The organism is Arthrobacter sp. CJL-S3 (assembly GCF_056711635.1).
Window position 1 is genome coordinate 3,093,094 of record NZ_CM160046.1, and the last position, 20,421, is coordinate 3,113,514.

A 20,421-nucleotide genomic window follows, 5' to 3' on the forward strand; every position below is an offset into this window, starting at 1 on the left:
TCAGCTGTTGTATCGCGACATTTCCAACCGGAACGCACGACGGATACGCCCCTTTGGCACAGGGCACCTTCATCCATTCTAAACGCTAAGGCATTTATTGGCCTAAAATCCCTCATTCCCGGCGTCCCGGCCGGGTAGTCAGGACGGGGGATCGGCGCGCCAGGTGTGAGTAAAATCACTGGATATTCCGCCGCCCATGCCCCATCATTGCTCTGACAGCAGCAGCCAGCACGGAGACATCAATGCGCAACGCCTCGGCTCTGTCCCGCTTGGCCGCACCGATGATCGCCGTAGGCATCCTGGTTGCCGGGTGCGGGCAGACACCCCCCACCCGCACCGCCGACGACGGCACGGCCCCGGTCGGCGGCCTCTACGGCCAGACCGCTCCCGCACCCGCCGGGGCTGCCGGCGAGCCGCTGGCCGCGGGCTGGAACGGCACCAGGAAACTGACTGAAGCGACAACCGCGCCCGGAAGCCTGCCGGCGGGCAGCATTTACCGAAATCCCGCCAGCGGCCGCAACGAGGTGGTCGTGGAGGACATCGCCCGGACCGCCGTGCTGATAGGCGATTCCCAGTCGGAACCCACGTTTTCCTGGCCCCGGACAGCACTGGCCAGCCTGGGCTACAAGGTGCACTTCTGCGGCCGGGGCGGCACCGGATTTGTCAGTTCCAACGGCACGACCGGCAATTACATCGACGCCCTGCAGCGCGGCGACTGGCTGCTGCCCTACGGATCGCCGCCCCTCGTTGTCATTGAGGGCGGCGGAAACGACGCCTCCCGCGGCGCCACCGACCAGCAGATCTCGGCCAACGCCGACCGGCTGATCGCCAGCGTCCGGCAGCGCTACCCCGAGGCCCGGCTGGCAATGGTCGGGACCCTCGCCCGCGGCGCCGCCGACGGCGGCGGCCGCCGCACCGAGGTCGATGCGCTGCTGGGCACCGTGGCGGCCCGGCATGCGATCCCCTTTGTGGGCGTCGGGGACTGGCTGACGCGCCACAACCTCACCAAACTGATGGCCGACGGCGTCCACATGGGTCCCGAAGGGCACGCCGTCCTGGCCGGGCTGCTGGCCCGGCGGCTGGGCGATTTCGGTTTCCGCGCCCCGGCGCCCGGGCCGGCAGAGCCCGGGCTGGCAGACCCCGGTCCGGCAGAGCCCGGGCCGGCAGACCCCGGTCCGGCGGAGCCCGCGGCAAACCGCTGAGTGCGGCCCGCGGTGAGCCCGGTCAGCCGGAGCCCGGGGCAAACCGCTGAGTGCGGCCCGCGGGGAGCCCGGTCAGCCGAAAGCACCCTGCACATGGGCCCGGATGGCTCCTATCACCGGCGCCGATCCCTGCGTCCGGTAGACATCGATGGGCCTGGCACCCAACTGCACGTTGGGGCTGCACATCCAGAAGATCGCCTGGGCCGGCGTAAAAGCACCGTGGAGGTGGCCGACCAGGGCATCCAGGTCCGCAAGGTGGAGCCGGCCGGCCGTGTCCGGTGCCTCCTGGCCCGACGCCCAGCGATCCAGCACGTCCGCACTGACACCGAGCAGGGGCGCGGCAGCATCGGCGCCCAGCGAGTTGATGAGTCGGCCGGAGATGGCCTTTGGGCTATAGCCCGGGGCGTCCCGCAGCTCGGCGAGACTGGCGAAAACCGTGGTGGCAGACAACGCCGGTTCTTCAGCGCCCGGTTCCTGTAGTAGTTCCATGGCGCCATGGTAGGGACGGGTCTCCCCTTCGTGTAGGGCCGCAGGTCCCCCTCCGCCGGTCCCACGGGCAGCCCCGGAAACACAGGAGCCGGCGCCCGCCCCGCGGGGCGGACACCGGCTCCGGCGTCATGTCAGCTGGGTACGTTCAGCCGGGTTTCTTTGGCGGGTTCACTCAGCCGGGTTCACTCAGCCGGGTTCACTCGGCCATAATTACCCAGCAAGGGCCCCGCTCAGGCAACTTCCGGGGGCAGCATCAGGCGCGCGCCCGGGATGGCATGGAGCAGCGCCTTGGTGTAGTCCTGCCGCGGCGCGTCGAAGACGTCGTCGGTCGAGCCCGTCTCCACCAGCTTGCCCTTCTCCATGACGCACACGTGGTCGGCGATCTGCCGGACCACCGCGAGGTCGTGGGTGATGAACAGGTAGGTCAGGCCCAGCCGGGACTGCAGTTCCGCGAGCAGGTTCAGCACCTGCGCCTGGACCAGGACGTCCAGGGCGGACACCGCCTCGTCACAGATGATCACCTCCGGATCCAGCGCCAGGGCACGGGCGATCGCCACGCGCTGGCGCTGGCCGCCGGAGAGCTCGTTCGGGTACCGCTGCATGGTGGACTGCGGCAGCGACACCTGGTCCAGCAGCTCGCGGACCTTCTTCTCGCGGCTGACCTTGTCCCCGATCTTGTGGACCCGCAGCGGCTCCTCGATGGTCCGGTAGATGTTGTACATCGGATCGAGGGAACCGTACGGGTCCTGGAAGATCGGCTGCACCCGGCGGCGGAACGCGAAGATCTCCTTGCTCTTCAGCGCGGAGGTGTCAACGCCGTCGAAGATGATCTTGCCGGAGGTCGGCTCGAGCAGGTTCAGCACCATCTGCGCGACGGTGGACTTGCCGGAACCCGACTCGCCCACGATCGCGGTCGTGGTGCCGCGCTTGACGCTGAAGGAGACGTCGTCGACGGCGGTGAAGTCGGTCGACTTGCCGAACCCGGAGCGCAGTTTGAAGACCTTGCTCAGGTTCTGGATCTGCAGCACGTCTTCGGTCATCGCCGGTTCGACGGCGGCGGTCCCGGAGGGGGTCAGCAGCTCGTCCGTCGAGACACCGAGCTGCTTGGCCACCTGGATGCGCCGTGACGCCAGCGACGGCGCCGAGGCCACCAGCCGCTGGGTGTAGGGGTGCTGCGGGTTCTGCAGCAGCTCCAGGGACGGGCCGGCCTCGACGACGTTGCCGCGGTACATGACCACAACCTTGTCGGCACGCTCGGCGGCCAGGCCGAGGTCGTGGGTGATGAGCAGCACGGAGGTGCCCAGTTCCGAGGTCATCTTTTCCAGGTGGTCCAGGATCTGGCGCTGCACGGTGACGTCCAGGGCCGACGTCGGCTCATCGGCGATGAGCAGGCGCGGCTGGCAGGACAGGCCGATGGCGATCAGCGCGCGCTGGCGCATGCCGCCGGAGAACTCGTGCGGGTACTGCTTGGCCCGCCGGGCGGCGTCCGGCAGCCCGGCCTGCGCCAGGACCTTGGCGACGTCGTCCGGGCCGCTGGGGCGGCCGTTGGCCTTCAGCGTCTCCCTGACCTGGTCGCCGATCTTCCAGACCGGGTTCAGGTTGGACATCGGGTCCTGCGGGACCATGCCGATGATGTTGCCGCGCAGTTCGATCATGCGCTTCTCGGACGCGTGCGAGATGTCCTCGCCGTCGAGCAGGATCTGCCCGCCGGCGACACGGCCGTTCCCGGGCAGTAGACCGATCGCGGCCAGCGCCGTCGTGGACTTGCCGGATCCGGACTCGCCCACAATGGCGACCGTTTCGCCGGGCATGATGGTCAGATGGGCGTTGCGGACTGCCTGGACCTCGCCGCTGCCGGTCTTGAAGGAAATCGCGAGGTCGCGGATTTCCAGCAGTGGCCGGTCGGCCTGGGTTCCGGCCTCGAGAATCGTGACGTCGGACGTTGTCATGGTTGCCTCCTTCATCGCTGACGGCTCTTCGGATCGAGCGCATCGCGCAGGGCATCGCCCAGCATGATGAAGCTCAGGACCGTGATGGACAGGGCCGTTGCCGGGTAGAGCAGCACAGCCGGGTTGGTGCGGATGGAGGACTGCGCGGCGGAGATGTCGTTGCCCCAGGACATCACTGAGCCGGGCATGCCGATTCCCAGGAACGAGAGCGTGGCTTCGGCGACGATGAAGACGCCGAGTTCCATGGTGGCGAGCACGATGATCGGTGCCAGCGCGTTCGGGAGCACATGGCTGACCAGGGATCCGAGCCGGGAGACTCCGAGCGAGCGGGCCGCGGTCACGAAGTCGGCGTTGCGGACCTCGATGACGGCGCCGCGGGTGATGCGGGCCATTTGCGGCCAGCCAAGCACCACGAGGACAAGGACCACGGTCCAGACTCCCCGGTTTTCACGCATCAGCGGCAGCTGGGTGAGGACCAGGGCGCCGAGGACGATGGGCAGGGCGAAGAAGATGTCGCCGAGGCGGGCGAAGAAGGTATCCACCCAGCCGCCGAAGAAGCCGGCCAGGGCGCCGAAGGTGACGCCGATGATCAGCACGGAGATCACGGAGAACACACCCACCATGAGCGAGGCCTGGGTGCCGTGGATGATGCGCGAGTAGATGTCGCAGCCCTGGAAGGTGAACCCCAGCGGGTGTCCTTCGGTGGGAGCACCGTTGGAGTTCGCCAGCTCGCAGCCGTTGTCCGGGGCGACCTGGGTGAAGAGCCCCGGGAAGACGGCCACCACGATGATCAGCGCGATCATGACCGCCGAAATGATGAAGAGCGGACGACGGCGGAGCTTTCGCCAGGCATCCGCCCAGAGGCTCAGCGGGGCCTCGTCGACCTTGACGGCATCCGTTGCCAGCAGAGGGGTTTCCTCGACGGGGGCAACAAAGTGCTCGAATGTGCGATTAGTTTTCATAGCGGATCCTCGGGTCAAGCCAGGCGTACAGCAGATCGACCAACAGGTTGGCGAGAACGAAGACCAGCACCAGGACGCTCACAATGGCGACCACGGTGGGGCCTTCACTTCGGAGAATGGCCTGGTAAAGCTTCTGGCCAACGCCGGGGACGTTGAAGATGGCTTCGGTCACGATTGCGCCGCCCATCAGGCCGCCCAGGCTCGCGCCGAGGTACGTGATCACGGGGATCAGTGAGTTGCGCAGGACGTGGGTGGTCACGACCTTGCGGCGTGACAGGCCCTTGGCGGTGGCAGTGCGGACGTAGTCGGCGTTCATGTTCTCGATGACGGACGCGCGCGTCAGGCGAAGCACATAGGCGAAGGACACCATGCCAAGCACCACCGCCGGGAGGATCAGGCTTCCCCAGGTGACATTCGAGCCGACCGTGGGTTTGGCCCACCCCAGTTGGACCCCGACGAGCAGCTGCAGCGCGAAGCCGAGCACGAAGGTCGGGATGGCGATCACGACGAGTGAGAGCACGAGGACCGTGCTGTCGAAGATGCCGCCCTTGCGCAGTCCGGCGACGAGGCCGAAGGCGATGCCGAAGACGCCCTGGATAATGAGGGCCTCGATCGCGAGCATCGCCGTGACGGGGAAGACGCGTGCCAGGGTGTCGGCAATCGGCTTGCCGGTGAAGTCGACGCCGAGGTTGAAGGTGAAGAGGTTTTTCAGGAACAGCCCGTACTGGACCCAGAAGGGTTCGTCCAGGTTGTACTGCTGGCGCAGCTGCGCGATGACCGCCTCGCTCGGCGGGCGGTCGCCGAAGAGGGCGCGGATGGGGTCGCCCGGAAGGGCAAAGACCATGAAGTAGACGAGCAGGGTGGTTCCGAGGAATACCGGAATGACCTGCAGCAGGCGCCGGAGGATGAACTGGATCACAGCAGCGCCTCCGGTGAGATGGTGGAACGAAGGGGAATCATGGGACAGCTTCCTGCCGGTTTCAAGCATGTGGGGGCCCGGCTAGGCCGGACCCCCAAAGCTTTAGTGATGTGTGAATAAGTTCCGCAGAACTCAGGAACTACTTGGCCGTGATGGCCCAGTACTGCAGAACGCCGTTCCAGCCGGAGTCAACGTTGCTGACATTCTCGCTCCAGACAGCCTGGCGTGCGGAGTACCACAGCGGCAGGTTGGGGAGGTCCTTGAACAGGATCTCCTGCGCCTGGGTGAACTTCTTGTTGGCGTCGTCCGTGGACTGGGCGCCGAGGCCTTCGTTGAGGAGCTTGTCGAACTCAGGGTTCGAGTAGCCCTCGTAGTTGGCGCTGGAACCGGTCTTCAGGAGCGGGCCCAGGAAGTTGTACAGCGACGGGTAGTCGGCCTGCCAGCCGGCGCGGGTCAGGCCCGGCAGCTCCTTGGCGGTGCGCAGCTTCAGGATTTCAGCGAACTTGGCGAACGGCTGGCCTTCGGCCTTGATTCCCAGGTTGTTCTTGAAGTTGTTGGCAACGGCGTCGATCCATTCCTTGTTGCCGCCGTCGGTGTTGTACGCGAGCTGCAGCGTCTTGTCTGCGGGCCACGGGCTGATCGCGTCAGCCTGGGTCCAGAGGTCCTTCGCCTTCGCGGCATCAAACTTCAGGACCTCGGAGCCGGCAACGTTTTCGTTGTAGCCGTCAACAGCCGGGGAGGTGAAGTCCTTGGCCGGGATGCGGGTGCCGGAGAAGATGACCTTGGTGATCTCCTCGCGGTTGATCGCCATGGAGAGAGCCTGGCGGCGCAGCTGGCCCGCCTCGCCCTGGAACTCGGGCAGGTAGCCCGGGATGTTCAGGGTGGAGTTGCCGGCGTACGGCTTGTTCAGGTTGTTCTCCGGGAAGTCCGTGGTGTAGGTCTTCAGGGCATTCGTGGGCAGAACGTCCGTGACGTCCAGGTTGTTGGCCTGGATGTCCGTGTAGGCCGGGGCCGGATCGGTGTAGAACTTGAAGGTCACGCCGCCGTTTTTGGCTTCGCGGGCGCCCTTGTAATCAGGGTTCTTGACCAGGGCGATCTGGCTGTCGTGCTGCCAGGCGCCTTCCTTCTCCATCTTGTACGGGCCGTTGCCGACCGGGTTCTCGCCGTACGCCTTCGGGTCCTTGATGGCGTCGGCGGGCAGCGGCATGAAGGCCGAGTAGCCCAGGCGCAGCGGCCAGTCGGCTTCCGGCTGCGTCAGCTTGACCGTAATGGTGGAATCGTCCTTCAGGGCGAGGCCGGAGAGGGTCTCGGCGGTGGGGGCGGGAACTTCGGTTTCCTTGCCGTCGGCCCCCATCTGCTTCGTGGTGGCGCTGACGGCGTCGTAGCCCTCGACGGATTCAAAGAAGCTGCTGTTGCCCTGCGCGTTGGTGCTCAGCGCGGCAAAGTTCCAGGCATCAACGAAGCTCTTGGCGGTGACTTCCTCGCCGTTGGTGAACTTGGTGCCCGGCTTGACCTTGATCGTGTAGTTCTGGCCGTCCGGGGACTCGATGGACTCGGCCAGGGCGTTGACCGACTTGCCACTGGGGTCGTAGCTGGTCAGGCCTTCGAAGAGCAGTTCGACGACGCGGCCGCCGTAGACCTCGCCGGTGTTGGCGGGCATCAGGGGGTTCTGCGGTTCGTTGCTGTAAGCGGTGATGACCTTGTTGGGGTCGCCGGCAGCCTGGCTGGCACCGTTTGAGGTGCCGCCTCCGGCGCCGCATCCGGTCAGGGCGAGAGCGGCGATAGCCACCATGCCCAGTGCTTTGGAAGTGCGCGAAAAACGCATTCCGCCTCCTATGAGTTGTGGGAGTTCGTGAGGGAAAAACTTATGCTTCCCCGCAGGCAGGCACAGGGGTATCCCCTGTGACGTGGCCTACATATACGACTACCCTAACCTGAGGATGTCCAAATACTGGAACCCTGTTGCCAAACCGTGATCCGACAAAAGCGTGACCGATGGCGTCAAGTGCGATGTATTTCACGTCACACTTTACCGGCTGGTAGTATTCGCCGCCGGGCGCTCCCGGTTATGGCAGGTTAACTCGGTCCGGCGGCCAAAAGCTGGGCCCGCAGCTCGCGGCGCTCCCGCTGCTTTTCCGGGTCCGGCAGCGGCACGGCGGCCAGGAGACGCTGGGTGTAGGGCTCCTGCGGGTTGCGCAGGATCTGGTCCCGGGTTCCCTGCTCGACGATGCGCCCGCGCTGCATCACGCAGATCCGGTCCGCCAGCACGTCGACGACGGCGAGGTCGTGGGTGACGAAGAGGCAGGCAAAGCCGAGTTCCTTCTGCAGGTTCTGGAACAGGTCGAGCACCTTGGCCTGCACGGACACGTCCAGGGCCGAAGTGGGCTCATCGGCGACCATCAGCTTCGGCTTCAGCGAGAGCGCCCGGGCGATGCCCACCCGCTGCTTCTGCCCGCCCGAGAGCTCGTGCGGGTACCGGTTGCGGTAATTTCGCGGGAGCTCCACCTGGTCCAGCAGCGCCTCGATGCGCTGCTGCAGCTCGGCGCCTTTCGCCACCCCGGCCAGGAACATCGGCTCACCGATGCTCTCGCCGATCGGAAGCCTTGGGTTCAGCGACGACGACGGGTCCTGGAACACCATGCCCACGTGGCGGCGCATCTCATGCAGCTGCCGGCCGTTCCTCTTGGCGGTGGAAATGTCCTGCCCGACGACCTTCATGGTGCCGGCCGCGACCGGCAGCAGCCCGACGGCGGCGCGGCCGATGGTGGTCTTGCCGGACCCGGACTCCCCCACCAGCCCGACAACCTGGCCCGGGTAGATCACCAGGTTGGCGCCCTCGACGGCGCGGAAGGCGGGCACGCGCCCCTGCTTGGGGTACTCGATCGCGACGTCCGTGAGCTCCAGCACCGGATCTCCCTGCGGCTTGGCCGCTGCCGCGGCGGCCAGGGCCGCGGCGTTTTCACGCTCGCGCCGGAGCAGCTGCTCCTCCGGGATGGAGGTGAGTTCGGCGTGCGTGGCGGCGGCGAGGGCTGCCGTGACATCCACCTCCGCAGCGGTATTGGAGCCGCCCTGGCCGAGGTGCGGAACGGCGGCCAGGAGGGCCTTGGTGTATTCGTGCTGGGGGTTGTGGAAGATCTCGGCGGCGGTCCCTGTTTCCACGATGACGCCGCGGCGCATCACGGCGATCCGGTCCGCCAGGTCGGCGACGACGCCCATGTCGTGGGTGATCAGGACGATCGCGCTGTCCAGCTTGTTCCGGAGGTTGCGCATGAGGTCCAGGATTTCGGCCTGGACTGTCACGTCGAGGGCCGTGGTGGGCTCATCGGCGATCAGGAGCTTGGGATCGCAGGACAGCGACTGGGCGATCATGGCACGCTGCCGCTGGCCGCCGGAGAGCTGGTGGGGGTAGGACCGGAAGGCCTTCTCCGGGTCCGGCAGCTCCACGAGCTCGAGCATGCGCAGGGCGCGCAGCCGGGCCTCGTCGGGCGAGACCTCGCTGTGCAGCCGGACGGTCTCCACGATCTGGGCGCCCACGGTGTAGACGGGGTTCAAGGCGGTCATGGGCTCCTGGAAGATCACGGCCACTTCCTTGCCGCGGACGGCCCGGATGTTCGCCTCGTCCGTCCCCAGCAGCTCCTTTCCGGCGAGCCTGACGCTCCCGGATACCCGGCTGTTGCTCGGCAGCAGACCCAGAAGGGCCATCGAGCTGGCACTCTTGCCGGAGCCGGACTCCCCCACGATCGCGAGCACCTCACCGGCGCGCACCTCATAGTTCAGGCCGATGGCGGCAGGCACCCACTTTTTGTCCACGCCGAAGTCGACGCTGAGGTCGCGGACCTCCAGTACGGGTTCGCTCCTGCCCGGAGCCGGGGTGACGGCCGGATCGAGCGTGATGAAGTCAGTCATGATGGGGCTTTCCTTCCACCCGGGCCGCCGGTCCACCGGGGATTAGTGCTGCGGCTCGGAATACTGAATTATTGGGGGCATGAGCTCTGCGCCGCATGCCGGTACCGTTGAAATCTTCAAGGCCCGAACGAACGCCTGGTTCGCCTGGCTGTGCTGGGCGGTCGCCGCTCTCGGCATCGCCGTCACGGGGATCACCGCCGGACCGGCGGCGCTGGCCGGCACGGCACCGCTGCTGCTGGTCGCGTTCCTGGGCTGGCAACTGTTCTGGATGCCCGCCGTGGTCGTGCACGACGGCGGGGTCACCCTGGAGAACCCGTTCCGGTCGGTCCTGGTGCCCTGGGAAGCCCTGGTGCATGTCGACACCCGGTTCGCCCTCACCCTGGTCACGGCCCGCAAGAGCTACGTGGCCTGGGCCGCACCGGCGCCGGGCATCTGGGGCGGGCGCAATGCCCGCCCGGAGGACCTCCGCGGCCTGCCGGCCACCACGTACGGTCCCGGCCAGTCCGTGCGGCCCGGGGACCTGAAGTCCACGGACTCCGGCCAGGCGGCCCGGCTGGTGCGGGAGCGCTGGCATGAACTGGTGGAAAGCGGCGAACTGGCCGCCGGCGATGCCGCCACCACACCGGTCAAAGTAACCTACCGCTGGGCGGCGGCCGCCGTCGTCGTGCTGTTGCTCGCGGCCAGCTACTGGAGCATTGCCGCGCAGTAGCTCATCCGTGCGGGCACTACGGGAGGCCGGCATCTAGTCGTCCTTGGTTCCGTCGAACGCGGTGACGGGTGTCGCCTCGAGGGGATGCTTGCCGTGGTCCTTGGCCTTCTTGGCGTTGAACTTCTTCTGGCGCGGGTCGAACGCGTCCCGCAGGCCGTCACCGATGAAGTTGATGCTCAGGCAGATCAGCACGATGAACAGGCCAGGGAACCAGAACAGCCACGGCCGGGTGGCGAATGCCTCCTGGTTCTGCGAAATGAGCAGCCCGAGCGACGTGTCCGGAGCCTTGACGCCGACGCCGAGGTAGCTCAGCGCGGTCTCGGTAAGGATCGCGGCGGACATGGTCAGCGTGATGTTCACGATCAGCACCCCGATGGCGTTGGGCAGGATGTGTTTGAAGATGATCCTGGCGTTGCTGGCCCCGGAAATCCGGGCAGCGTCAACGAACTCGCGTTCGCGCAGCGAGAGGAATTCCCCGCGCATCAGGCGGGCGAGTCCCACCCAGGTGATCAGGCCCAGGAAAATGCCCAGCGCGAGGATGCCGTTGCTGCTGGCAAACGAGGCGAACCAGCTGCCGGAGTCCCGCCGGCCGGCCATCTGTGCCATCACGGCCGCGAGCAGCAGCGCCGGAATGATGATGATGACGTCGGTGAGGCGCATCAGGATCGCTTCCGTCCAGCCGCGGAAGTAGCCGGACAGGGCCCCGACCACGACGCCGATCAGGCCGGCGATGAGTCCGATCACCAGCATGACGGTGATGGACTGCTGGGCGCCGCGCATGGTCATGGCGAACAGGTCGCGGCCGATCCGGTCCTGGCCGAAGGGGTGGTCGCCCCAGGCCAGCGGCCACAGCGAGGCGGTGGGCACGCCGTCGTTGACCAGGGGGGTGACCTGGTCGTGGGTGTACTTCCACCAGCCGGGGATGCCCCAGTAGCCGACGGAGGTGAAGGCCGTGACAAAGATGATGGCGAACACGACGAGACCGACGATGGCGCCGGAGTGGCCCAGGAACCGTTTCCGGACGATCTGCCCCTGGCTCAGGCCCTTGGCTTCGAGGATGGGCTCGACCCCGGCCGCCGGCAGCCCGGCGTCCTCGGCCATGATTTCGTCCTGCTGACTTGGCTGGCTCATGCTTTTACCCTTACGCGCGGATCAAGTGCGGAGTACGCGAGGTCCGCAATGAGGTTGAAACCCATGGCTGTGATGGCGACACAAAGGAAGACGCCCATCACAGGGTTGGGGTCGACGTGCGAGATGCCGTCCAGGAACAGGAAGCCCATCCCCCGGACCGAGAACACCGTTTCGGTGATGACGGCGCCGCCGATCAGCCCGCCGATGTCGAAGGCCACAATGGTGGCGATCGGGATCAGCGCGTTGCGGAAGGCGTGGCGCATGACGACGGTCCGTTCGGACAAGCCCTTGGCCCGGGCGGTCCTGATGTAGTCCATGTTCATGATTTCCAGCATCGAGGCCCGGGTGAAGCGGGTGTAGCCCGCCAGCGAGATCAGGATCAGTGCCATGGTGGGCAGGATCAGGTGCGTGAAGGAGTCCAGGCTCATGATCCAGAAATCGCCCTCAATGTTCGGGGTGCTGGCACCGATGGTGGCGATGGGGCGGCCCCGCACCCGGCTGTTGTTGAAGTATGTGGGCCACGCCTGCATGTAGCGGTCCAGCAGGATCAGGAATCCGACCAGGAACGAGGTGAGCGCGGCGGCCCGCATGGACTGCCCGCGGTCGTAGCCGCCCATCAGGAAGCCGATGCCCAGCCCGACCAGGACCGCCGCGACCGCGAGGAGCACGATCATCAGGATGGTTGCCTCGTTGAGCAGCGGCTGGATGAGGAAGTAGACGACCAGTCCGACGCCGACGGCGATCAGCGCTGACTGCAGCGCCTTGCGGTTCTTGAGCCCCGCCGACAGCAGGGTCACGGCGAACGCAATGCCGACGCCGGCAATCGCGATGACCACCGGGCCCAGCCCCGGGGTTTTGAACCACTCGGTGGCGGAGAAGTACATCAGCACGGCGGCCGCGAACAGGAAAGCGACGCCGCCGATGAGCAGCCGGCGTTTCATCTCGCCGCCGACGGTCACGGCCGTCAGGACGCCGATGACGGCGCCGATGGCGAGGGCTGCCGGGATCGGTATCTCGGGATTCCGGAGGAAGTTGTTGAACCCGATGGCGCCGTACTCCTTCAGGAGCACCGCGACCCAGAAGATCGGGAGGGAGAAAAACAGGAAGGCCATGAACGTTACGCCGTAGTCCAGCGTGCTGTACTGGCGCAGGGCCGTGATGATGCCCAGCGTGATGCCGATCAGGATCGCCAGCACGGTGGCCCCGGTGACCAGGGTCAGGGTCTGCACCAGTGCGTGTCCGAGGGCATCGGTGATGGGCTGGCCCGCGATGTTCTTGCCCAGGTCGCAGGAGTTGGCGAAGGGGATGAGGCACTGTGCCGCACCGCCGAGCCAGTGGAAATACCGGATGGGGGCCGGTGTGTCCAGCTGCAGCAGCTCGGTGCGTGCGTCCATGAGTTGCTGTTTGTTGGGGGCGCTGCTGGCACGGAATTCCTCCAGGGGATCGCCTGACGCCGCTGTCAGGAGATACACCAGGAAGGATGCGCCGAGAAGTATGAGGGCGGCAGTGATGAGCCGCCGGACTATATAGGTCACCATGGGAAAGAACCTCGGTATTCGGGGCCAGGGGTTGCCCGGACCGGTCGCAGAGTTTGGCCTTTTCCCCGCGGATGACGGGCTAGGGCCCGCCATCGTTAGGGGGTGTCGCTAGAAAGGCGTCGGAACCAGAATGCCCGGTTCCGACGCCTTTAGCTAGCAAGTATCACTTGCGGCGTCGGCTACTTCTGTGCCCACTCCCAGAAGTTCCACCAGACACCGGTCTGGTTCGGCATGTACTTCACGCCGGTGATGCGGTCGCTGTACGCGTCCACGCCAACTGCCTGGAAGATCGGGAGGCCGTAGGAGGAGGCCCAGATCTTCTGGTCGATCTGCTTGATCAGCTCATCCTGCTTGGTCTTGTCGGTGGTGACAATCAGTTCGTCCATCAGCTTGTCGGCTTCCGGATCGCTGAACTGGTTGAAGTTGGAGTCGTTACCCGTCTTGAAGATCTGCGGGACGCCCGAGACGCCGACACCCGAGTTGATCCAGCCGAAGATGGTGGCATCGTAGCTGCCGTCGCCGAGGGCCTTGCCCCAGTCCGACTTACCGAGGCCGCCGTCGACGATCTTGAAGCCTGCCTTGGTGGCGGACTCGCTGATCAGTGCGAACATGTCCGCACGGTTGGGGTTGTCCTTGTTGTACATGATGCGGACTTCAGGGGTGGCACCGGCGAGGAGCGACTTTGCACCTTCGATGTCGACATCCTGGTAGGCGGACGAGCCGTTGGCCTTGACGGACTCGGTGTAGAGGGCCTGGTCCGGCACGAACAGCTGAGAGTCAAGCGGCTTCGCCTCGGGGTCCAGCTTCTTGACGATCTTGTCGACGATGTCCTTGCGCGGGACGCTCTTCATGAACGCTTCGCGGACATTCTTCTCGGCAAAGACGCCGCTGAAGTTGAGGTCGATGTGGTCGTAGGAAAGCTGGTTTCCGACCTCGACCGTGACGCCCTGGCTTTCGAGGGCCTTGAGCTGCTCCACCGTGTCAGCCGAAGCCTGCGGTGCGATGATGTCCGCTTCGCCGTTCTTGAGCGCCTGCACCTGGGCGGGCGCGGAACCGATGTAGCGGACGGTGATTTCGTCCAGCTTGGCTTCCGGACCCCAGGTGTAGTCCTTGTTCTTGACCATGGTCAGGGACTGGTCCTGGTTGACGCCCTTGACGATGTACGGGCCGTTGGAGAGGTAGAGGCTCGGGTCTGCCGGCAGGGTCTTGGAGTCGAAGCCGGTGTTCCACATCTCCGCCATGGCCTGGAGCTGCGCGTTGGCCGGCTGCGGGGCCGCCGAGTCGCCGCGCGGCATGCCCTTGACCAGGTCAACGAAGGCCTTAGCGTCCGCCAGGCCTGCCTTCTTGGCGAGAACGTGGGCCGGGATATCGATGCCGGGGCCGCCCAGCGCGATTTCCCAATCCGAGAACGGCTTGGAGTACTTGACCGTCATGGACTTGCCGTCGTCACTGAGCTCCGGGAAGTCCGAGAGGGCGATACCGGTGGGGTCGCCGGCGTAGGAGAAGTAGGACGTTCCGGTCTTCGCCTCGGCGTCGGCATCATTGTAGTAGCCGGAGAACGCGGCCCACTGCAACAGAAGGTCGGCAGTGGTCACGGGCGTGCCGTCGGACCACTTCACGCCGTCGTTGATGGTGTACTTCACCGTCAGCGGGTCGTCCGAGACCTTTTCCATCTTGCCGAACTTCTCGTTGCGGACAACGTTCAGTTTGTTGTCGATGTAGAAGAAGCCCGAGTGGGTGGCGTAGCTGATCTTCGAGTTGATGTCTGTGTTGCCATCAGCCGTGTTGGGGTTGAACGTGTTGAAGGCGTTCACCTCCACGACTGTTGCAGATCCGCCTGATTTGCTTGCTGCCGCAGCAGTGGTCGGGGTTGTCCCGCCGCTGTTGCCTGCGCAGGCGCTGAGGGCCAGGGCAGCTGCTGCTGCCACGCCCACTGCTTTGGAAATACGACCGAAGCGCATTCCGCCTCCTTGTTTCTGTGGTGTGGTTGAGACCGAGGCCGTAGGCACCGGGCAGACGTCCACACTCCCCCAGCGGCAGTGTGGTCCGTCTCACATGGGATGTAGCGTAAACCCGAAATTCCGCGCCGGGCGATGAAAGTTGACCGACTGTAAAGTTCGTTACAGAGCTGCAACATTGGGCAGCGATTCCCGGGTCGAATTCATCACGGTCTATTGACGTCCCGCAAGCCCGGCGCTAATGTTCCCGGGCACAGGAAAAGCCCCGATTCTTACCTAGGCGCCTTCCGAGTTAATCTCCCATTACTTGATGAATTCATCAATCCCTCACATGCGGAACGGAACGGCATCGCATCACCGGCTTGACCACGTTCACGGTTCACGGGACTTCGCGGGCCTCGGCGTCGTCCTCAGCAGTCTCGTTTCGTGACCGACATCGAGAAGCGCCCCCGCGCGGCGTCGATGGTCATCCCGCGTGTTCGGGTCCATGTTTTCAAGCTGGGAGATGACCATTCGCATGCGCGGGTTTGCGCCCAGGACCGCGCGGTGGTCGTCGATATACGTCCAGTACAGACCATCCCAATGAGACATCCACGGCCCGGAAGGCAGGTCTGACATCTTCCGCAGGTAATTGCTGCCCGACACATACGGCTTTGTGGTGATCTGCTCCCCCGCAGCGAACTGGCTCATGGCGTAGACATTGGGGACCATCACCCAGTCGTATGCGTCAATGAACAGCGCCATGAACCATTCGTAGACCCGGTCGGGGTGGATCCGCAGCAGCGACATAGCATTGCCGAGCACCATCAGCCGCTCGATGTGGTGGGCATACCCGGTGGCGAGCACACGGGAGATGACCAGGTCCACGGGGGCCAATCCGGTGGTCGCGTCCCACCAGCCGTCCCCGAGTGCGTGCCGGTGGTCGAGCCGGTTGGAGGTACGCATTTGGCGGGCGCTTGTTCGGTACGTGGCGCGCATATATTCCCGCCAGCCAATCACCTGCCGCACGAACCCCTCTACGGAGGCCAGCGGAGTATTGTGATCAGCACTGTCGAGTACCGTCCGTACGACGTCCCGCGGGTCCAGCAGCCCGATGTTCAGTGCGGCAGCCAGCAGACCGTGGGCGATGAACGGATGCGCGGCGGAGATCGCGTCCTCGTAGGGTCCGAAGTCGTTCAGGCGATCGCGGACGAACTCCTGCAGATGCTCCCGGGCTTCCTCGCCGCTCGTGGGCCAGGCAAACAGATGGGGGTCACCCGGAGCGTCCGGGAACTCCGCTTTGACCCAGGCGATCGCGAGGTCGACCTCGCGAGGCACCTTGTCGGCAACCCGGTCAGCGTCCCCCATCAACGATTCGAGATCGAAGGTTCCCTCGCGCTGCAGGACGGGATGGCGCGCGAAACGTCCGACAACATGGGGAGTGTACCCGCGGGGAAGCTTCTTGCGGTTTTCGGTATCGAAGGACCACTTCCCGCCGCGAGGTTCCCCGTCGTCGTCGAGCAGGACATTGAGACGGCGGCGTTGCCACACGTAGAAGTCCTGCATGCGGGAGTCATTGTGTGAAAACCAGTCATCGATCTCCTGCCGGCCAGTGAGGAAGTTCGGTGTCTCCAGCACGTCTTCCTGGCGCATCTGGTATCCGCCCTTGGCGAGCCCCGCGAACAGATCCTGCTCCAGCCAGTCATCGACCACGTCGAACCAGGTCACCTGCACCGGCTTGCGGCTCCGGACGAACTCGGCGAGCTGATCGTGGGAGCTGCGGCCGGCATCGCTGCTGAGGACTTCCACCTCATAACCGTGCCCGCTCAGGCGGCGGGCGAAGCGGGATAACGATGCGCGATGCAGGACCAGCTTGTGGGAATGGAACGCGTACTGGCGAAAGAGAAGGTCATGCTCGATCAGCACGAACACGGTGTCGCCAGCCGCTTCGAGATGCTGGTCGAAGAGCTGATGCGGCAAAACGAGGCGCACACACGGGCCGGAATTCATATCCCAACGATAGAGGGGCCGCCCCGGGCCCTCAGCATCGCGCTCATCGGCGCGGCCGCCGGCCGCGCTCCGAACGCCCGCGCACTGGACGTTGAAGCGGAACTCCGGGACGGCACCTCAGCGCTATGAAGCGGTGTGCACGGTCGACCTGAACTCTGCTCGCAACACGATCTGCTCAAGCACTGCGGCTGATGCCCACGGGCCATGCCGATGAACGTCTGAAGCGGGATCCATTAGCTTCGTCAGCGCCCAATTGCAGGACGTTGGCCGAGCCTAGAAGGCGGTGCTGGGCAGATCCTTCTCGCCATCGACGATCGCGGTGATAATCCGCGCTGCAACCAGGTCTGGATCCAGCCCCGCTCCGAATCGCGGTGCTGACCCGGCGATCGGATGCTCGGACAGCGCGGTACCAGTGTGGCCCGGGCGGGCGTCCACGATTCGGATGCCCGCGCGGCGATACTCGCGCGCCGCTGCGACAACGAAAGCCGCGAGCCCGGCCTTCGACGCCGAGTATGCCGCCAGACCGGCGACGGGTGCCTCGGCGACAACGCCGCTCAGTGTGACCACAAAAGGCTCCCGGCCCTCACGTGCCGAGGCCGCGAGGTAGGGCTGGCTCCGGGTAATGAGCTGGATCGGACAGGTCGTGTTCACAGCGAACAGTTCGTCCACCGTGGCGGGTTCAAGGTCTGATGCGGCGCCGAAGGCGACGACCCCGGACGCAACCACTAGCCCGTCGAGACGTCCGTACTGCGCATTCGTGTCACCCAGCACCTCCTGGATCACGGAGGGTGCGCGCAGATCGTGCCCAGCAGACTTTGACGACCGGGCGACGATGGCGCCGGCACTCTCCAGCTGAGCGGCGATGCGCGAACCGAGTCCGCCGGTGGCGCCGACTACCAGAACAACCGCACCCTGAAGAGTCGTCATGGGTAGATCCTAGGTCACGTGCTGCAGGTGGCCCAGCACGGGTCGGTTTCCTGACACCGCACACCCGGCTATTACACCATCGGCACCCAGAACCCACGGCTGCTCCGATCGCACCAACAGAGACGGCCCCATCTGCGGAAGCAGACGGGGCCGTCTCAAATTCAGTGGACTACACGTTAAACCGGAACTCCACGACGTCGCCGTCGACCATGACGTATTCCTTGCCTTCGATCCGCACCTTGCCGCGGGACTTCGCCTCCGCCATGGACCCGGCCTCGATGAGGTCGTCGAAGGAGACGACCTCGGCCTTGATGAAACCGCGCTGGAAATCGGAGTGGATGACGCCGGCCGCCTGCGGGGCCGTGTCGCCCTGGTGGATGGTCCACGCCCGGGTTTCCTTGGGGCCTGCGGTCAGGTAGGTCTGCAGCCCGAGGGTGTGGAAGCCGACGCGGGCCAGCTGGTCCAGGCCGGATTCGTCCTGGCCGTTCATCTCCAGCATTTCGCGGGCCTCTTCCTCGTCCAGTTCGACGAGGTCCGATTCGAGCTTGGCGTCGAGGAAGATGGCGTCTGCCGGGGCCACCATGGCGCGCAGTTCTTCCTGCTTCTCGGGGCTGCCCAGGATGCCCTCGTCCGCGTTGAAGACGTAGATGATGGGCTTGGCCGTCAGGAGGCTGAGCTCCCGGAGGTGCTCCATCTCCAGCTTGTCGCGTTTGACCGAAGCGAAAATGGTGTCGCCGCGTTCGAGGACGGCCTGGGCGGCCTTGATCGCGGTCAGCTCCGCCGCATCCCGCTTCTTGATCTTGACTTCTTTTTCGATCCGGGGAATCGCGTTTTCAATGGTCTGAAGGTCGGCCAGGATCAGCTCGGTGTTGATGATCTCCATGTCCGAGCGGGGATCCACCTTGCCGTCGACGTGGATGACGTCGGGGTCATCGAACACGCGGACAACCTGGGCGATGGCCTCGGCCTCGCGGATGTTGGCGAGGAACTTGTTGCCCAGTCCTTCGCCCTCCGATGCACCCTTGACGATGCCGGCGATGTCGACGAAGGACACCGGGGCGGGCAGCAGGCGCGCCGATCCGAAAACGGCGGCCAGCTTGGCCAGCCGCGGGTCCGGCAGGTTGACCACACCGACGTTCGGCTCGATCGTGGCGAACGGGTAGTTCGCTGCGAGCACCTGGTTGCGGGTCAGTGCGTTGAAAAGAGTTGATTTGCCGACGTTGGGCAGTCCGACGATGCCAATAGTAAGAGCCACGAGTACTAATTCTACCTGCTGCGGCCGGGGTCCCCTGCGGGGGCCCGGTTCGGCGCCTGGTTGGGCCGCCGGCGGGCGCCTGGTTGGGCCGCCGGCAGGGGACCGGCGGGGCGCCGGCGGGAAACTGTCGGAGGGGCATGCCACAGTGAAGACATGGACGCTTTTGCACTGATTCTTGCCCTGCTCATGCTGCTCGTCGGCGCGGTCGCCGGCGCCGCCGTGGTCTTTCTGCTGATCCGGCGCCGCACCCTCGCCGTGGAGCAGGATTTCGACGCCGTGTCGGCCCGGCTCTCCGAGGTCAGCGCGCAGTTCGCCGCGGCCGACGCCGAGCGGCGCCTGCTGGCGGCCCAGAACCGGGACCTTGGCGAGTCCCGCAACCAGGACGGCAGCGTGCTGCGGGCCCTGGCGCCGGTGGCCGAGAAGCTCACCGCCGTGCAGCATCAGGTGTCGCTGCTGGAACGCGACCGCCTCGAGCAGTACGGACAGCTGGCCCAGCAGCTGCAGGAAGCCCGGTTGTCCGACGAGCAGCTGCTGCGCTCAACCCATGCCCTGGAGTCCGCGCTGCGGTCCAACAGCGCCCGCGGCCAGTGGGGGGAGGTCCAGCTGCGCCGGGTGGTCGAGGCCGCGGGGATGCTGCGCCACGTCGATTTCCACGAGCAGGTGCACAGCGGCCAGCAGCACGGCGCTGGGACGGAGGGCAGTATCCGGCCTGACCTCGTGGTGCAGCTCCCCGGCCAGAAACAGCTCGTGGTCGACGCCAAGGTGCCGCTGGCGGCCTATCTTGCGGCGCAGGAACTCGGAGCGTCCGCCGGGTCTGTTCCTGGGGTGCAGCACGCGCAATCCCTGAGCGGCCAGCAGGCCCACCTGCTGGCCCATGCCAAGGCCCTCAAGGCCCATGTGGACGCGCTGAGCAACAAGAAGTACTGGGACATCCCGGGGAACTCCCCGGAGCTGGTGGTCTGCTTCCTGCCGGCCGAGTCGATCCTGGCGGCCGCGCTCTCGGCGGACCCGGCCCTGCTGGACTACGCCCTGTCCAGGAACGTGGTGCTGGCCTCGCCCTCAACCCTGCTCGCGGTCCTGAAATCCGTCGCCTTCACCTGGCGCCAGGACGTCCTGACGGACAGCGCGCGGGAGCTCTTCGAACTGGCCCACCAGCTCTACGAGCGGATGGGAACGCTCGGCGAGAACGTCACCAAGCTCGGCGCCTCCCTCAAGACCTCCGTGGACCGCTACAACTCCATGGTGGGCACGCTGGAGGCCCGGGTGCTGCCGACTGCGCGGAAGCTCAACGCCCTGGACGCCACCGGGCTGGCCACCCCCGCGGCCGTCGAGGTGACGCCGCGATCCGTGGCCGCCCCGGAACTCCAGCCCGTGAACGGGCAGGAGCTGGGGTCCGCGCGGCCGGCGGACGAAGCCGCCAGCGATGCGCGTGCAGGGGACCGGGAGTCCGCCGCCTAGGACGGACCCCCGCGCCGCTAAGTATGGAC

Annotated in this window: 15 protein-coding genes; 3 read left to right on the forward strand and 12 right to left on the reverse strand. The window is 65.9% G+C overall.

All coding sequences use genetic code 11. The features are described from left to right. Positions 1-242 precede the first annotated feature (242 nt). Positions 243-1,202 carry an SGNH/GDSL hydrolase family protein gene (locus AC06G6_RS14050; protein ID WP_479823011.1) on the forward strand — a complete coding sequence of 320 codons (960 nt, stop codon included), beginning with the start codon at positions 243-245 and terminating at the stop codon, positions 1,200-1,202. 72 nt (positions 1,203-1,274) lie between these two features. Here AC06G6_RS14050 and AC06G6_RS14055 read toward each other — a convergent pair whose 3' ends face one another. The 6 genes from AC06G6_RS14055 to AC06G6_RS14080 form a co-directional block, all read right to left on the reverse strand. Continuing rightward, positions 1,275-1,691 (reverse strand): hypothetical protein, encoded by a 417-nt coding sequence (locus AC06G6_RS14055; protein ID WP_479823013.1) that lies wholly within the window; start codon positions 1,689-1,691, stop codon positions 1,275-1,277. Between the two features lie 230 nt (positions 1,692-1,921). Further along, positions 1,922-3,640 carry an ABC transporter ATP-binding protein gene (locus AC06G6_RS14060; protein WP_479823015.1) on the reverse strand — a complete coding sequence of 573 codons (1,719 nt, stop codon included), beginning with the start codon at positions 3,638-3,640 and terminating at the stop codon, positions 1,922-1,924. Positions 3,641-3,651: 11 nt separating this feature from the next. Further along, entirely contained in the window at positions 3,652-4,602 is a 951-nt protein-coding gene (locus AC06G6_RS14065; protein ID WP_479823017.1) for an ABC transporter permease, read from the reverse strand. Then, positions 4,592-5,521 (reverse strand): ABC transporter permease, encoded by a 930-nt coding sequence (locus AC06G6_RS14070; protein WP_307460229.1) that lies wholly within the window; start codon positions 5,519-5,521, stop codon positions 4,592-4,594. The genes AC06G6_RS14065 and AC06G6_RS14070 overlap by 11 nt, the downstream gene beginning before the upstream one ends. 139 nt (positions 5,522-5,660) lie before the next feature. Then, positions 5,661-7,346: a peptide ABC transporter substrate-binding protein gene (locus AC06G6_RS14075; protein ID WP_479823019.1), complete on the reverse strand. Its 1,686-nt coding sequence runs from the start codon at positions 7,344-7,346 to the stop codon at positions 5,661-5,663. Positions 7,347-7,597: 251 nt separating this feature from the next. Then, positions 7,598-9,427, reverse strand: coding sequence for an ABC transporter ATP-binding protein (locus AC06G6_RS14080; protein WP_479823021.1), 1,830 nt, complete (start codon positions 9,425-9,427; stop codon positions 7,598-7,600). Between the two features lie 79 nt (positions 9,428-9,506). Between AC06G6_RS14080 and AC06G6_RS14085 the strand changes: the two genes are divergently transcribed. Continuing rightward, the gene (locus AC06G6_RS14085) at positions 9,507-10,136 is read left to right on the forward strand and encodes a PH domain-containing protein (RefSeq protein WP_479823024.1); all 630 of its coding nucleotides are present in this window, start codon (positions 9,507-9,509) and stop codon (positions 10,134-10,136) included. Between the two features lie 33 nt (positions 10,137-10,169). Here the strand turns inward: AC06G6_RS14085 and AC06G6_RS14090 are convergent, their stop codons facing one another. From AC06G6_RS14090 to ychF, 6 genes are all read right to left on the reverse strand, one after another. Then, positions 10,170-11,267 carry an ABC transporter permease gene (locus AC06G6_RS14090; RefSeq protein ID WP_479823026.1) on the reverse strand — a complete coding sequence of 366 codons (1,098 nt, stop codon included), beginning with the start codon at positions 11,265-11,267 and terminating at the stop codon, positions 10,170-10,172. Beyond that, on the reverse strand, positions 11,264-12,805 hold the full coding sequence (locus tag AC06G6_RS14095; protein ID WP_479823029.1) for an ABC transporter permease: 1,542 nt from the start codon (positions 12,803-12,805) through the stop codon (positions 11,264-11,266). Before AC06G6_RS14095 ends, AC06G6_RS14090 begins: the two co-directional genes overlap by 4 nt. 179 nt (positions 12,806-12,984) lie before the next feature. Next, positions 12,985-14,766 carry an ABC transporter family substrate-binding protein gene (locus AC06G6_RS14100; RefSeq protein WP_479823031.1) on the reverse strand — a complete coding sequence of 594 codons (1,782 nt, stop codon included), beginning with the start codon at positions 14,764-14,766 and terminating at the stop codon, positions 12,985-12,987. 369 nt (positions 14,767-15,135) lie between these two features. Next, positions 15,136-16,752: a cryptochrome/photolyase family protein gene (locus AC06G6_RS14105; RefSeq protein ID WP_479823033.1), complete on the reverse strand. Its 1,617-nt coding sequence runs from the start codon at positions 16,750-16,752 to the stop codon at positions 15,136-15,138. 273 nt (positions 16,753-17,025) lie between these two features. After that, positions 17,026-17,679, reverse strand: coding sequence for an SDR family NAD(P)-dependent oxidoreductase (locus AC06G6_RS14110; RefSeq protein ID WP_479823035.1), 654 nt, complete (start codon positions 17,677-17,679; stop codon positions 17,026-17,028). Between the two features lie 169 nt (positions 17,680-17,848). Then, positions 17,849-18,934: a redox-regulated ATPase YchF gene (gene ychF / locus AC06G6_RS14115; RefSeq protein ID WP_479823037.1), complete on the reverse strand. Its 1,086-nt coding sequence runs from the start codon at positions 18,932-18,934 to the stop codon at positions 17,849-17,851. 153 nt (positions 18,935-19,087) lie between these two features. On the opposite strand from ychF, the gene AC06G6_RS14120 reads away from it, so the two are divergent. Next, a complete protein-coding gene (locus tag AC06G6_RS14120; RefSeq protein ID WP_479823039.1) occupies positions 19,088-20,392 on the forward strand; it encodes a DNA recombination protein RmuC in 1,305 nt (434 codons plus the stop codon). Positions 20,393-20,421 lie beyond the last annotated feature (29 nt).

Bases quoted from the DNA above. Each gene is read 5' to 3' on its own strand.
- AC06G6_RS14085 (WP_479823024.1), top strand. From the start codon at position 9,507: ATGAGCTCTGCGCCGCATGCCGGTACCGTTGAAATCTTCAAGGCCCGA.
- AC06G6_RS14095 (WP_479823029.1), bottom strand. From the start codon at position 12,805: ATGGTGACCTATATAGTCCGGCGGCTCATCACTGCCGCCCTCATACTT.
- AC06G6_RS14055 (WP_479823013.1), bottom strand. From the start codon at position 1,691: ATGGAACTACTACAGGAACCGGGCGCTGAAGAACCGGCGTTGTCTGCC.
- AC06G6_RS14110 (WP_479823035.1), bottom strand. From the start codon at position 17,679: ATGACGACTCTTCAGGGTGCGGTTGTTCTGGTAGTCGGCGCCACCGGC.
- AC06G6_RS14090 (WP_479823026.1), bottom strand. From the start codon at position 11,267: ATGAGCCAGCCAAGTCAGCAGGACGAAATCATGGCCGAGGACGCCGGG.
- AC06G6_RS14105 (WP_479823033.1), bottom strand. From the start codon at position 16,752: ATGAATTCCGGCCCGTGTGTGCGCCTCGTTTTGCCGCATCAGCTCTTC.
- AC06G6_RS14120 (WP_479823039.1), top strand. From the start codon at position 19,088: ATGGACGCTTTTGCACTGATTCTTGCCCTGCTCATGCTGCTCGTCGGC.
- AC06G6_RS14065 (WP_479823017.1), bottom strand. From the start codon at position 4,602: ATGAAAACTAATCGCACATTCGAGCACTTTGTTGCCCCCGTCGAGGAA.
- AC06G6_RS14060 (WP_479823015.1), bottom strand. From the start codon at position 3,640: ATGACAACGTCCGACGTCACGATTCTCGAGGCCGGAACCCAGGCCGAC.
- AC06G6_RS14075 (WP_479823019.1), bottom strand. From the start codon at position 7,346: ATGCGTTTTTCGCGCACTTCCAAAGCACTGGGCATGGTGGCTATCGCC.
- AC06G6_RS14100 (WP_479823031.1), bottom strand. From the start codon at position 14,766: ATGCGCTTCGGTCGTATTTCCAAAGCAGTGGGCGTGGCAGCAGCAGCT.
- AC06G6_RS14080 (WP_479823021.1), bottom strand. From the start codon at position 9,427: ATGACTGACTTCATCACGCTCGATCCGGCCGTCACCCCGGCTCCGGGC.
- AC06G6_RS14050 (WP_479823011.1), top strand. From the start codon at position 243: ATGCGCAACGCCTCGGCTCTGTCCCGCTTGGCCGCACCGATGATCGCC.